This window comes from Methylotenera sp. (genome assembly GCF_029945535.1).
Classification (GTDB): Bacteria; Pseudomonadota; Gammaproteobacteria; order Burkholderiales; family Methylophilaceae; genus Methylotenera.
On the sequence record NZ_JAQSCU010000010.1, the window covers coordinates 315,353 to 328,923 of the forward strand.

Annotated in this window: 9 protein-coding genes; all 9 read left to right on the forward strand. The window is 41.3% G+C overall.

Annotated elements, in window-relative coordinates:
* Nucleotides 1-21 precede the first annotated feature (21 nt).
* A complete protein-coding gene (locus PSU72_RS04545; protein WP_300431093.1) occupies nucleotides 22-1,929 on the forward strand; it encodes a GGDEF domain-containing protein in 1,908 nt (635 codons plus the stop codon).
* A gap of 195 nt (nucleotides 1,930-2,124) precedes the next feature.
* The gene (locus tag PSU72_RS04550; protein ID WP_300431095.1) at nucleotides 2,125-3,585 is read left to right on the forward strand and encodes a sensor histidine kinase; all 1,461 of its coding nucleotides are present in this window, start codon (nucleotides 2,125-2,127) and stop codon (nucleotides 3,583-3,585) included.
* Between the two features lie 492 nt (nucleotides 3,586-4,077).
* Nucleotides 4,078-4,725 (forward strand): response regulator transcription factor, encoded by a 648-nt coding sequence (locus PSU72_RS04555; RefSeq protein WP_300431097.1) that lies wholly within the window; start codon nucleotides 4,078-4,080, stop codon nucleotides 4,723-4,725.
* Nucleotides 4,726-5,058: 333 nt separating this feature from the next.
* A complete protein-coding gene (locus tag PSU72_RS04560; protein ID WP_300431099.1) occupies nucleotides 5,059-8,886 on the forward strand; it encodes a tetratricopeptide repeat protein in 3,828 nt (1,275 codons plus the stop codon).
* Between the two features lies 1 nt (nucleotide 8,887).
* Nucleotides 8,888-10,186, forward strand: a complete 1,299-nt coding sequence (aepX, locus tag PSU72_RS04565) for a phosphoenolpyruvate mutase (protein ID WP_300431101.1) — start codon at nucleotides 8,888-8,890, stop codon at nucleotides 10,184-10,186.
* Nucleotides 10,187-10,214: 28 nt separating this feature from the next.
* Nucleotides 10,215-11,348: a phosphonopyruvate decarboxylase gene (gene aepY, locus PSU72_RS04570; RefSeq protein ID WP_300431103.1), complete on the forward strand. Its 1,134-nt coding sequence runs from the start codon at nucleotides 10,215-10,217 to the stop codon at nucleotides 11,346-11,348.
* Between the two features lie 41 nt (nucleotides 11,349-11,389).
* Nucleotides 11,390-12,412 carry a hypothetical protein gene (locus PSU72_RS04575; RefSeq protein ID WP_300431105.1) on the forward strand — a complete coding sequence of 341 codons (1,023 nt, stop codon included), beginning with the start codon at nucleotides 11,390-11,392 and terminating at the stop codon, nucleotides 12,410-12,412.
* Between the two features lie 5 nt (nucleotides 12,413-12,417).
* Nucleotides 12,418-12,864: an adenylyltransferase/cytidyltransferase family protein gene (locus tag PSU72_RS04580; protein WP_300431107.1), complete on the forward strand. Its 447-nt coding sequence runs from the start codon at nucleotides 12,418-12,420 to the stop codon at nucleotides 12,862-12,864.
* A complete protein-coding gene (locus PSU72_RS04585) occupies nucleotides 12,861-13,559 on the forward strand; it encodes a class I SAM-dependent methyltransferase (RefSeq protein WP_300431109.1) in 699 nt (232 codons plus the stop codon). The genes PSU72_RS04580 and PSU72_RS04585 overlap by 4 nt, the downstream gene beginning before the upstream one ends.
* Nucleotides 13,560-13,571: the final 12 nt, after the last annotated feature.

Here is a 13,571-nt window from a genome sequence, read left to right on the forward strand (position 1 = left end):
AGTTTTTTAATTAATTAAGCCATGTCTAACCCAAGTAAATCAAGCAAGCCTGCACTCGTACCGCTAGATATAGCGCGTGAAACTTTTAAACAAATGGCATTGCGGCGCGTTGTCCCTTCGCCAGATAACTATTTGCTTATCTATAATGAGATAGCAGGGATTACAGTCAAAGAAACTGCTGAATCAGCCATTAGAAAAGCACTTAAACAACTGCCTAATGAAACAACAGAGCAAAGTAAATGGATTAACCGCTGGGATAAATTATTAAAGCAGGAAAACTGGGCTGACTTGCCTACGTTATTGAACGATAGTATGGATGCGAATGTTGTGCTAGCCAAACAGTGGCCGGATGCGATTCGCGAGCTCATCCAAAATTGGGATGCTAAGCAAGTGGGGCTGGATGTTACAAGGAAAAAAGAAGCACTAGAAAAAGTACTGATTAACTTTGGTAGCGACCCACTTTTAGCGCAAAAATTGCAAGCACTCGCCAATAATTGGAAAACTTATGGCGTTTCAGATACAACCGCTTCTAAAGCGATTGAAGTTATCGAACAAACTGAAGGAAAGTTGCTTAATTTGGGTGATGCAGATTTAAGTGACTCGACTTTGGAAAACCAAGTTTTAGTCGCTCCAGCATTAAATACGTCAAGTTTGAAATTACCAGAAACCATAAATCCTGGCTATGAACCAGATCAGTTCCAAGAAACATTTCGCGCATTGCAAGACATGTTAAAACAATCACTCAATCACGGTTTGATACCTAGATTAGATGGCTATCCAGAATTAAAGGAAGAGGCCCAACAGATATTTGCGTTGTCTGAAAAGGCGCGTAAGTTAAAGGATTGGCAGGCGGTTGTTAAGCAATTTAGATCGCTGTTAGTAAGAGTGGAGTTAATTGGCGCGAATGAAGAGGGCATTAAGCAGGATTTATTGAGTTTGCTTAAATTGTTGATTGATAACATTGGTGAGTTAGTCGCAGATGATCAATGGGTTCGCGGGCAGGTGACTTCTGTGCAAACTATCATCTCCGGTACGCTAGATAGAGCGCTAATAGTCGATGCAGAGAGAAGCCTGAAAGAAGTCATTTTCAAACAGGGCATGCTTAAGCATAGCTTAGCCGATGCTAAAAATGCATTCAAAAGTATGATTGCTACTTTTGTTGACCGCCTAAGCCATATGACTAACTCGACCGATACCTATCAAAATAAAGTAGGGCAGTATGCTGATAAATTAGCTGAAACTGAGGACATCGCGCAAATTAATATCTTGTTGGAAGGTTTAATGAAAGATACGCATACGATGCAAACCGATATTGTGCGCTCTCGTGACTCTATGATGCAGCAGACTGCAGAGGTTGAGGTCGCGCAGCAGAAAATACAGCAGTTGCAAGCTGAATTATCTCAACTAAGTGAAAAAGTGTCGATAGATCAGTTGACTGGCGTGCTTAATCGCCGTGGTTTAGACGAGGCGATGCTGAGGGAAATATCACGTGCGCAACGTGGCGCTAGCTCACTGTGCGTGGCATTGCTAGATATTGATAACTTTAAACATTTTAATGATAACTATGGGCACCACGTAGGCGATACCGCCTTGCAGCACTTAGCCAAAGTGATACAAGAAACCTTACGACCAACTGATATTGCAGCGAGATTTGGTGGAGAAGAGTTCGTCATATTATTGCCAGATACTAGTATTGATGCGGCTATTGAGACTATATCAAGACTGCAGCGTGCGCTCACCAAACAGTTCTTTTTAGGTAATAACGAGAGATTGTTAATCACTTTTAGTGCAGGTGTTGCCTTGTTTCGGAAAACTGAAGAGCAAGCTGCCGTTTTGAATAGAGCTGACCAAGCGATGTATCTTGCTAAAAAATCTGGTAAAAATCGTGTGATGACTGAAGTTGATTTAGAAATGGCTAGAAAAAATTAGCGGCCTCACGCATGCTAATTGAATTTATCTTTAAGTCGAGTTAGAAGAAGATGAATTAGACCGCTGAGTTGAGGCTTGACCGGTGTTAAATTTTTATTTAATAATTTTGTACATAATTCTAAATTTGAATTACGATGAGTGTTAGTTGATAATGTTTTTAAATTGTAGATTCACACTTAATAAAAGGTAGCTAATTTGTCTCAATTGCCAGATACCTCTTTACTGTTAGATGCTCTTTTATTGGGAGTGACAGATGAGGTGTACGTTCTTAATGTATCTTCTATGCAGCTCGTTTATGTGAGTGAGGGTGTAATAAAAGATACAGGTTACGATTTAGAAGGATTGAAAGAACATAGCCTAGAAAGCCTATTAGGCGTCAGTGAAAAAACATTAAAAAGTCACGCGGAAAGCCACCGTCACCACTCGTATTTCGTGGAGTTGTTGCAAGAGCAGACGCCTATTATCGGCAATATCAAGCATAACAAATTGCGACTCATGGTGTTAGAGTCGGCAAAGAGAGTATTTATATTAATCATTAAAAATGATGCTACTGAAACTGCTACTGGTCAGCGTGATGGAGAGTCAGGCACTAAGAAAACTCTAAGTGAAAATGAAACCCGCTCGCAAACTATGGTTGCTAATACACCAGGGTTGGTTTTTCAATTTCAGCTGGATAGTAATGGTGAAATGAAATTCATCCATCTTACTGATGGCTGCAAAGCCTTACTAGGCTTAAATGCGGAAGATTTAAAAGAAGACTCCAGTTTGCTATATTCCATGATGAACGCGAGAGATCGTGGCGCGCTTCGTAAACGGCTTGAGCAATCAACCACCAATCTTAGTTTAATGAATTGGGAGGGTAAAGTTTGGATTGATGGTTGGCAAGATAATAAATGGCTTGATTTGCGCGCTGTGCCTAGAGTATTGAGCAATGGCGTGGTGCAATGGGAAGGTATCATGACCAATATCACGCAAAGCAAAAATGCTAAACATGAAATTGAAAAATCGCGACGTGAGCTTGTTGAGTTAACCGCGCATATACACAAAATTAAAGAGCAAGAGCGGAGCGCCATCGCGCGTGAGATTCATGATGACCTGGGTGGTAATCTAACGGCTATTAAAATGGGATTGTCTTCAATTATTAACAAACTCGCCAAGGGTCAGGACGTTACTATTGAGCAAGCACAAGGTTTAGAGTCTATATTAGATAGTACTTTTGAAGCGGTACATAGAATCTCTAGTGATTTAAGGCCAAATGTTTTAGATTTAGGTATTGTTGCCGCGCTGGAATGGCAAGCCAAGGAGTTTGAAAAACAATTAGGTATTACATGTAAATTTACTTGTAATCAGGCAGAAATCCCTGTTTCCACAGACCAAGGCATCACCTTATTTAGAATTTTTCAGGAGTCAATGTCTAATATTGCAAAACACGCCAACGCCAGCCATGTGAGTGTTGATTTGAGCGCCTTTGCGCACGACATCATTTTGACGATTGGTGATAACGGCGTGGGTATTAAATCTAGCGACACCTTGAAATCCAACTCATTTGGATTGCGTGGTATGCGTGAGCGCGTGACTGCCTTGAACGGAACATTTGCCGTGCAGCAGTCCAATAAACAAGGTACGGTAATTACGATTAAGTTACCAGTTGAGTAGTTGAAAAATATCCCAAAATTTTATCCAAAAAATTAGTACAACAATTTATATAAGTTCAAATTCCGTCACACTGATGATAAATTTCGTCACTTTGTTGAAATTTCGTTCAGATTTCGACAGCTCTTCCTCCCACCAGCTTAGCACTTTAAAATACATTACCTTTAAGTTTAGTCGCTGACTTTCAAATAAGTTTGCATAATCTTTAAGTTTGGCAAATAACTGCAAGGTCTTTGTGGCACTAAGTGTTGTGCAATATCGTTGAGTAGTTTGCTTCAAATAAGCTTGAGTAATTGCTGTATTTTAAGCTTATAAGTTCTGTTTTAAAGTTTATAACAGCTTAAATTATTCAGTCATCAATCTGCAATTTCAGTTCAAATTCCCATAATTATTGGCTGGCACACAGTTTGCTTGTATGTAATTACATAGGCGACTTAAAGCTTGTTTAGAGCTAAAGCCTGTCATCACCACCTTAATATTTGTTCGGATATCAGCATGACAAAAAGTAACAAAATCAAAGTAATTATTGCAGATGATCATGCCATTTTAAGAGCAGGTCTTAGGCAGATTTTGGCTGAAACAGATGATATTGAGGTAATTTCAGAAGCGGAGAATGCGGCTGAAGCAATCAAGCTAGGTTGTATGCCTGGCGCAGATGTTATTTTGATGGACATTGCGATGCCAGACCGCAGTGGCATGGATGCATTAAAGTATATTAAGCATGTTAATCATCACATAGCAGTGTTGATGTTATCGATGTATAAAGAAGATCAATATGCAGTACGTGCTTTAAAGTCTGGTGCTGCGGGTTATGTGTGTAAGCAAACGGCCTCGTCAGAATTGGTGAATGCTATTCGTATTGTTGCTAAAGGCAAAAAATATATTTCACCAGAAGTTGGGGAGATATTGGCTAATCAAGTCGGTATGGAAACTGAAAAAGCACCACATGAAAGCCTTTCAGATCGTGAATTTCAAACCATGACATTGATAGCCTCAGGTTTTTCTGTAGGTGAAATTGCTGAGAAACTGGCTTTATCTGTAAAAACAATCAGTATGTATCGTACTCGTATGCTTGAAAAATTGAATTTGCGCCATAACGCTGAGTTAACACACTACGCGATTAAAAATCGTTTGGTTGATTAGCTAGATAGTTTTATAAACAACATTTGCTTATTTTAATCTAAATAAGCATTCATCAAATATGGCATGATATTTCTTACCATGCCAACATCAACTTAATATCTGCATTGAAACAATTAGTCTAAAACTGCCGCACAGCAGAGATTTGCTAAAGTTAATTTAGCTTACTTTTATCCCTCTATTTCAGACATCTATTACCCGCATTATTTTCGATAATGTAACCATTACGGTAAAAACGTTTTAAAACTTTAATTTAATCGTTTTGCTAATCAAATATCGTAGCAAGTCAGTATGTTAATGACGCTGCTAGATGATGCATGATAAAAAGGGTGGGTAATGGTTGCCTCAAAGAACAACAATAAGTCAAATCTACATGCTAACAAAGCTGCTAGTAAAGCTATTGCCGAGGTAAAAAACACGGCTAAACCAAGTCATTCTGAAGTCAATGAGTTGGTTGCCAAATTTAATCATGGTCGCTTAGCTGAAAGCGAGAAACTTGCGCTTAAGCTCACCCAAAAATATCCAACCGACGGGTTTGGTTGGAAGGTATTAGGCGCGATATATCAACAGCAAAATTTGCTTGAAAAAGCTTCCGTGGCTTTAGAGAACGCCGCAGAATTTTCACCCAAAGACAGTGAAGCTCAATATAACTTGGGCAATTATTATTACGATCAGCAGATGCTTAATGAGGCCGTTGATTGTTACAAAAAAGCCGTTGAACTCAATTCAAGTTTTGCTCAGGCTTATTACAATCTTGGCAGTGTTCTTAAAGACCTCGGGCTGTTGTCAGAAGCCGAAGCTAGTTATCACCATGCATTAAAAATCAATCCAAAGAACGCAAAAATGCATTTTAATTTAGCGCAGATGCTTTATGAGCAAGGGCGCTACGAAGATGCCATTAAACATTATGAGCGGGTGATTAAGCTACAGACAGATTTTGTTTCTGCGTATGTCAATCTAGGCGCATGCTACAAGGCATTAGGGAATCTGCAAGATGCCGTTGCTAGTTATCAAAAAGCCATTGAATTGCAACTAGACCATGCTGATGCTTTAAATAACTTAGGTGTAGCGCTAAAAGAGCTTGGCAATATTAATGAGGCTGAAGAGTGTTACAGAAAAGTAATCGCGATTAATCCCGAGTATGTGCCTGCATATAACAATCTTGGTATTTTGTTAAAGGATACTGGGCGAAAGGTAGACGCAGAAATTTATTATATGAAAGCGCTCAAAATAGATCCATTACGCGCGGTCACTTATAGTAATTTGGCTGTGTTGCTCAGAGAGTTAGGTCGTTTTGTTGATGCCGAGGTGTGTTGTAGAAATGCCTTGAAAATCACACCGAATTACGTTGATGCTTATAACAACTTAGGTTTGGCTTTAGATAGTCAAAATAGGTTTATTGAAGCGGTTGCTGCTTTTGAACAGTCTCTTGAGTTGGACCCTAATAATATTTCTGCACTGAGTAATTTCAGTGTGACTTTAAATACCTTAGGTCAACTCACCAGAGCAGAAGCTTACCTAAAAAGAGCGCTTGCACTTTCCCCGCAATTTATTAATGCGCATATTAATTTATGTGTGAATTATTTAGCGCAAGGCCGCATTAAAGAGGCTGAAAATGTCTGTGTACAGGCTCTGGAAATTCAACCTGATAATTTAGATGCAATGAGTAATTTGTTATTTTCAATGAATTACTCTTCTGATTATAGTGCTGATGAGTGTCTGAAAAAAGCACGTGAATATGGCATTGAGGTATCTGCAAAAGTAGAAGCGCCATTTACAGCATGGCAACATGAACCAAATGCAAAAAAATTACGTGTGGGACTGGTTTCAGGTGATTTGCGTCAACATGTGGTGGCATACTTTTTAGAAAATTTTCTTAAACATGTTGATGTTTCTAGTATTGAGCTCATTGCTTACTCAACGAGTAATCAAAACGACGAAGTTACCGCAAATCTTAAACCTTACTTTTCTGGATGGAAGTCTCTTGTTGGCTTGAGTGATAGTGAGGCAGCAACGCTGATTCATCATGACAGCTTGCATGTTTTGCTAGATTTATCAGGACACAGTTCAGGCACGCGATTACCTATTTTTGCTTGGAAGCCAGCGCCATTACAAGTGAGTTGGCTTGGTTACTTTGCCACTACGGGTTTAGCTGCGATGGACTATTTTGTTGCAGATGAGGTGGGTGTACCTGAGTCAAATCAAGCTCAGTTTGTTGAGAAGATTAAATACTTACCAGACACTAGATTGTGTTTTACCGCGCCTAATACAGAGATTTCGGTTTCAGATTTGCCAGCGCTCGCTAATCAATGGATTACCTTTGGTTGCTTTCAAAATATGGCGAAGGTGAGCGATGAGGTGCTGGATTTATGGGCAGAAGTCTTGAGTGCCGTGCCGAACAGTCGATTGCGCTGGCAATATAAATCATTCAGTGACGCAGCCGTATCGGATGATTTAATACAACGCATGGCGAAGCGTGGCATTGAATCGCACAGAATACAGTTGTTGGGAGCGGTTGTACGAGAAGCTTATTTAGCGGCACACCATGAAATCGATGTGATATTGGACACATTCCCATTTAACGGTGGCACAACGACATGCGAGGCGCTTTGGATGGGCGTTCCGACTTTAACTCTTGCTGGGGATAGATTAATCGCACGTCAAGGCGCTAGTTTGCTAACTGCAGCGGGGCTTTCAGATTGGGTGGCAGAGAATAAGTCAGAATACATCAGTAAGGCTAAGTCATTTTGCAGTGATTTAAGTCAACTTGCTCATTTACGCTCAAGCTTAAGAGTGAAAGTATTAGCTTCGCCACTATTTGACGGACAGCGCTTTGCAAAAAACATGGAAAAAGCGCTGTGGGAAATGTGGAGCGAGAGTCAAGGTATTGAAAGTAAGTATACAAAAAATCAACTGAAGACAGATTCTAAACATGACGAAATTACGAAGCTGCCAGTAAAACTCGATGTTGAAATCGTCAGCGCTACACGCTATTCAGAAACAGACTTCTGGGCTAAATCAGCTTTAGGTCTATCTTTAAAAAGACACCTTAAACAAGACGCCAGATTAAGCGCGCATATTGCCTTTGAAAACTCACGTGGCTTATCCGAAGTATTTAATGACCGAATTAATCAAGCGGATAAAGACGCAACATTGGTATTTATTCACGATGATGTGTGGATAGACGAAGCGAATTTCGCAGTTGTAGTGCAAAAAGGGCTAGAGCAATTTGATGTGATTGGTATTGCAGGAAACAAACGCATATTGCCAAACCAGCCAGCATGGGCGTTTATAGATACTCAATTCACTTGGGATGATAAGGCTAATTTAAGCGGTCAGATAGCGCATAGCAAAAATGCTTTCGGTACCGTGGAGGTCTTTGGCGAAGCCCCAGCCGCATGCGAACTATTAGATGGTGTGTTTCTCGCTGCTAAAAAATCTAGCTTAGTCGGAGCGAATGTTAGTTTTGATAAGCAGTTTGATTTTCATTTTTACGATTTGGATTTCTGCCGCACCGCAAGGCAAGCAGGCTTAACGCTTGGTACATGGCTAGTTCAACTTACCCATCAAAGTGATGGTACTTTTGGCACGCCACAATGGCGAGAAAAGCATCAAAAATATATCAATAAGTGGGAAACCCCCAAATCGGACATGGCGATGACAAACAATGCAGTAGCAAATTATGAGGCTATAGAAGCAAATCAGGAACTACAGCAAGTCATCAATGAAGTATTAGAGATGGCGGTAAAGCATCAAGGTGCTGGGCAAATAGAGCAGGCGGAAGCGCTATATCATGAAATTCTAAGCATTCAAGCAAATCACGCAGAAGCTAACCACAATTTAGGTGTGATAGAGGCGTATTTGAAGGGCGCGCAGGCGGCTTTGCCATGGTTGGAAGTCGCAGTGCAAGCCAAACCCGAGAATGAACAATACTGGGTCAGTTATATCGATGCAATTATGCAGTCTAGCCCAATAGAGACGGCTATTTCAGCATTAGAACTTGGTCAGAAATATGGGCTTCGAGCCGAAACTGCTCAAATGCTGGCTGCAGACTATATGGAAGCGCATGAGTCAAATTTGCGTTTAAGCAAACAAGCACCTGCGACTGTCGCTAAGAAAATACTTAACTTAAAAATTCAGCACGAATTAAAGGAAACTTTCTAATATGACCACCGTTTACATAGGCATGACAGTTGATATTCTGCATCATGGACACATCAACATCATTGAGCAAGCAAGAAAATACGGAGACGTTACCGTAGGGTTGCTTTCGGATTCAGCAGTCGCTGACCATAAGCGCTTGCCTTATTTGACCTATGAATATCGTAAGCAAATCGTAGAAAATATTAAAGGTGTAGCGAAAGTTGTTCCGCAAGAAGAGTGGGATTACGCGCCTAATATTAGAAAATATCGCCCAGATATTATGGTGCATGGCGATGACTGGCTTGAGGGGCCGCTTTTGCCTTATCGCGAAAGAGCGCGCGTTGCACTAGGTGAATATGGCGGACATTTGATTGAGATCCCTTACACACGCGGCGTATCCTCTAAAGAAATGCTTACGCAAATGCAGACGCTTGGCACCACGCCAGATATACGCCGACGCACATTGAAACGATTAATTGCAGCAAAACCCATTTCACGTTTTATAGAAGCGCATAATCCAATTTCAGCGCTCATTGCCGAGCATACGTCTTTTGAGCGTGATGGCAAAAATTGTGAGTTTGACGGTTTTTGGTCAAGCTCGCTGACAGACTCTACCGCGCGTGGAAAGCCTGACATTGAAGCGCTGGAAATCAATAGCCGTCTGTCTAATATCAACGATATATTCGATGTCACCACCAAGCCACTCATTATGGATGCGGATACAGGCGGCAAGTTAGAGCACTTTGAACTGAATGTACGCAGTATGGAGCGCTTAGGTATATCAGCGACCATTATTGAAGATAAAGTAGGTTTAAAAAAGAACTCCTTGTTTGGTAATGATGTTGCTCAAAATCAAGATGATATAGGCGCATTTTGCGACAAGATTCGCGCTGGACGTGCCGCAAGAGTGAGCGATGATTTTATGGTGATTTCACGCATTGAAAGTCTAATTTTAGACAAAGGCATGAACGATGCCATAGAACGTGCGCAAGCTTATGTAGAGGCGGGTGTGGACGGCGTGATGATTCATAGCCGCAGGAATACACCAGATGAAGTATTTGAATTTGCCAAACTTTTTAAAGCTGACTTCCCAACCATTCCGCTGGTTTGCGTGCCTACGAGCTATAACACAGTCACTGAAAGTATGCTGGCTGAGCATGGTTTTAATGTCGTGATTTATGCTAATCATTTACTCAGAGCGGCTTACCCAGCCATGCAAAACGTGGCGCGTGAGATTTTGCGCAACGGACGCTCTAGTGAAGTAGATAAAGACCTGATGGCAATTAACGATATTTTAGAGCTGATACCAGGTACAAGATAATGATTAACACTTCTTTATGATAAACCCTATGGATTTTCGTACAGCATTAGATGAAGCCGATATTCGCTTTATCACTGGCGTGCCAGATTCACTTTTGAAAGATGTATGCGCTTGTATCAGCAGTAGCTATCCTGCTGAGCGTCATATCATTGCGGCTAATGAAGGTGGAGCCATAGGTTTAGCAATCGGCCATTATCTAGCCACTGCACGACCAGCCTTGGTCTATATGCAAAATTCTGGCTTGGGTAATGTCGTCAATCCTATTGCCTCACTGGCTGATCCGCAAGTTTATGGCATACCTATGCTGTTGATGGTAGGTTGGCGGGGCGAAATGAAAGCCGATGGTACGCAGTTGCATGATGAGCCTCAGCATGTAAAACAGGGTCAAATGACTGTCAATCAGTTGGATATTTTAGGTATTCCCTATCGAGTCATCGATGAAAATACGCATGACATCGTCTCCATAATGAAAGAACTGGTACAGATGGCTTTAGACCGCTCAGGCCCAGTAGCTATGTTGGTGCGCAAGCAGACTTTCTCAACTTATAAGTTAAACGTTCAGCGCGATGATAGTCATTTGTTAACCAGAGAAGCGGCCATCAAACTATTGATTGACGCATTACCTGAAAACACACCTGTAGTATCAACAACTGGCATGGCTTCACGTGAGTTATTTGAGCATCGTAAAGCCACTACAAAAGCCTATGACCATGACTTTTTAACTGTTGGTGGCATGGGACATGCATCGCAGATTGCGACTGGAATTGCCTTAGCTCAACCTAATCACAAGGTTGTGTGTATTGATGGCGATGGCGCCATGTTGATGCATATGGGCGGTTTGGCGATTAGTGGCAAGCAGCCTAATTTAATTCATATCGTCATTAATAATGGCGCGCATGATTCTGTTGGCGGACAACCAACGCTAGCTGAGAACCTTAATCTAGCAAAGATTGCCGCTGACTGTGGCTACAGCTACGTAGCACAAGCCACCACAGAGCAAGAGGTTTTGCAGCATATTAAACTGGCAGTTAATGGCAAAAACAGTGCTTTTATCGAAATTAAATGTAGATGCGGGGCGCGAGCTGATTTAGGGCGTCCAGATAGAACACCTTTAGTGAATAAAACCGACTTTATGCAGTTTTTGAAGGGCGTTGCACAGTAAAGTGCGGTGCAGTACAAAGGACAGTACAGAAGGAAATATAGATGAACGATAAATCCAAAACCATAGAAAACCTAGTGACTGAGCGCAATCAGGCTAAATTTATTTTTACTGCGGGTCCAGCCAGTTTATTGCCTGAAAATCTAGCAGGCTTGCGTCCATGTTTTGGCCGTGGCGATGGTGACTATGACGCAGTAGAACTAGATGTACTCACTAGACTTAAAGCGATGTCAGGGCATCAAAAAATCGCGCGTATGCAAGGTTCGGCAAGTCTTGCATTGGAAATTTCTTCGTTAAATTTTTTGTACGGACGTGTGTTGGTGATTAATACTGGCTACTATTCTGAACGCTTAACATGGCTTGCAGAGTCCGCACAACGCCGCACTGGTGAAATTAAGTCTGTGACTACGGTGGGCTGGAAAGACATGGCGTCAATCACAGCCCAATATGACTGGGTAGTCGCTTGCTACACAGAAACCAGTTGTGGATTGAAGTTGCCCATTGAAGCTTTGAAAGCATTATCCACAAAATTAAAAGCCCGCTTGATGTTAGATGCGACAGCTTCTATTGGTTTGGAAACAGGTCACGAGCAAGCTGATGTGATTGCTTATAGCTCATGCAAAGGTCTGTTTGGGTTAACTGGTGCGGCTTTTATAGCCTTTAATGAAACACCAACGATTGAGTCAGATTCATTTTACCTTAGCTTAGCCAGCCATTTAGAAAAGAGGATGACGGGACCTTATCACGCAATTGCCTCTTTGTATGAAGTGCTAAAAAGACACGATGATTTCAAAGCGGCAGTTTTTGAAAATAAACGTATTTTCTGTGAAAAATTCCTCCATCAAAAAAGTCCTGAATCGAATCTTCTCTCAACGCATCAGCCAGTTTTATGTACATGGGTGGCGGGTGAAATTACCTCTTCAGATCCACGCGCTGTACTTTACAAACCACGTGGTAACCAAGGCGGTAGCGTGGTTTGCCATTTAGGTGAAGTACATCTTGAACGGCAAGCCCATGGTCAAATTTTAGATAGCTTGCAATTAACAGCGCCATTAACGGCAAGGTGAGCATTATGCAAAATATGAATGATACAAACGTCGCTAATCAAAATAAACCTAAAAGAATCATGGTCGATATGTCTGCCACTTTGATTCACCACGGCCACATTCGCTTACTTAAAGAAGCTAAAAAATTAGGCACTGTTATCGTTGCTTTAACCACAGACGATGAAATTGACACCAAAAAGGGTTACTCATCTGAGCTTAACTTTGAAGAAAGACGCGAGATACTTGAGGCTATTAAATATGTAGATGAAGTTGTGCCGTGCAATTGGTTAATCGATGAGGCATTTTTAAACCAACACAGCATAGATTTATTAGTACATGGTCATGACAACAGCAATCCGATTAGTCCAGCGCGCTTGCTGGTATTGCCACGTACTGAAGGCATTAGTAGTAGCTTGCTACGCAGCCGAGTTTTAAAGGCAGTTGCAGAAATTATGGAAGAAAAACATAAATGAATACGCTTAACTGGAAAGAAATATGGAGTCGCAGGAGTTTTTCAGCAGGTGAAAAACTGAGCCTAGACACACTAATTAAGCTCGATGGGTTTGATAGTGGTGCAGGGCGCATTTCTTCTGAAAATTGGCAGACTTATGCAGACATCATTTCAGATAAGTTAAAGATAGAAAGTGGTCATTCTGTTTATGAATTAGGCTGTGGTGCGGGTGCATTTTTGTATGCATTGCGAGAAAAGCATGCATTAAAAGTGGGTGGATTAGATTACTCATCTGCATTGATTGAGGCTGCTAAGCATGCTATGCCAGATGGGCAGTTTGTCGCTGCAGAAGCGAAGTTGTTGGACACCGAGCCAGCCTACGATTTTGTGATATCGAACAGTGTTTTTCATTATTTTTCAAAAGATTATGCAGCCACCGTATTGGCTCGTATGGTTCAAAAAGCGAAGGTAGCTGTTGCAGTAATGGAAGTGCCAGATTTGCAGACTAAACTTGAATCAGAAACATTAAGGCGTGATTTACTTAGCCAAGAAGAGTATGAGAAAAAATATGCTGGCCTGGAGCATACCTATTACGAACGAGCTTGGTTTAAAGATCAGGCAGCAGCGCTTGGTTGCAGTTGTGAAATTTTTGATGGTTGTGTCCCCGGATATGCGCAAAACAGGTTTCGATTTGGCGCAATCATTAAAAAACATTAAGCATTATTAGTG

Excerpts from the sequence above, each read along its gene's own strand:
- PSU72_RS04545 (WP_300431093.1), top strand. The coding sequence starts at position 22 with ATGTCTAACCCAAGTAAATCAAGCAAGCCTGCACTCGTACCGCTAGAT.
- PSU72_RS04555 (WP_300431097.1), top strand. The coding sequence starts at position 4,078 with ATGACAAAAAGTAACAAAATCAAAGTAATTATTGCAGATGATCATGCC.
- PSU72_RS04560 (WP_300431099.1), top strand. The coding sequence starts at position 5,059 with ATGGTTGCCTCAAAGAACAACAATAAGTCAAATCTACATGCTAACAAA.
- aepX (WP_300431101.1), top strand. The coding sequence starts at position 8,888 with ATGACCACCGTTTACATAGGCATGACAGTTGATATTCTGCATCATGGA.
- aepY (WP_300431103.1), top strand. The coding sequence starts at position 10,215 with ATGGATTTTCGTACAGCATTAGATGAAGCCGATATTCGCTTTATCACT.
- PSU72_RS04575 (WP_300431105.1), top strand. The coding sequence starts at position 11,390 with ATGAACGATAAATCCAAAACCATAGAAAACCTAGTGACTGAGCGCAAT.
- PSU72_RS04580 (WP_300431107.1), top strand. The coding sequence starts at position 12,418 with ATGCAAAATATGAATGATACAAACGTCGCTAATCAAAATAAACCTAAA.
- PSU72_RS04585 (WP_300431109.1), top strand. The coding sequence starts at position 12,861 with ATGAATACGCTTAACTGGAAAGAAATATGGAGTCGCAGGAGTTTTTCA.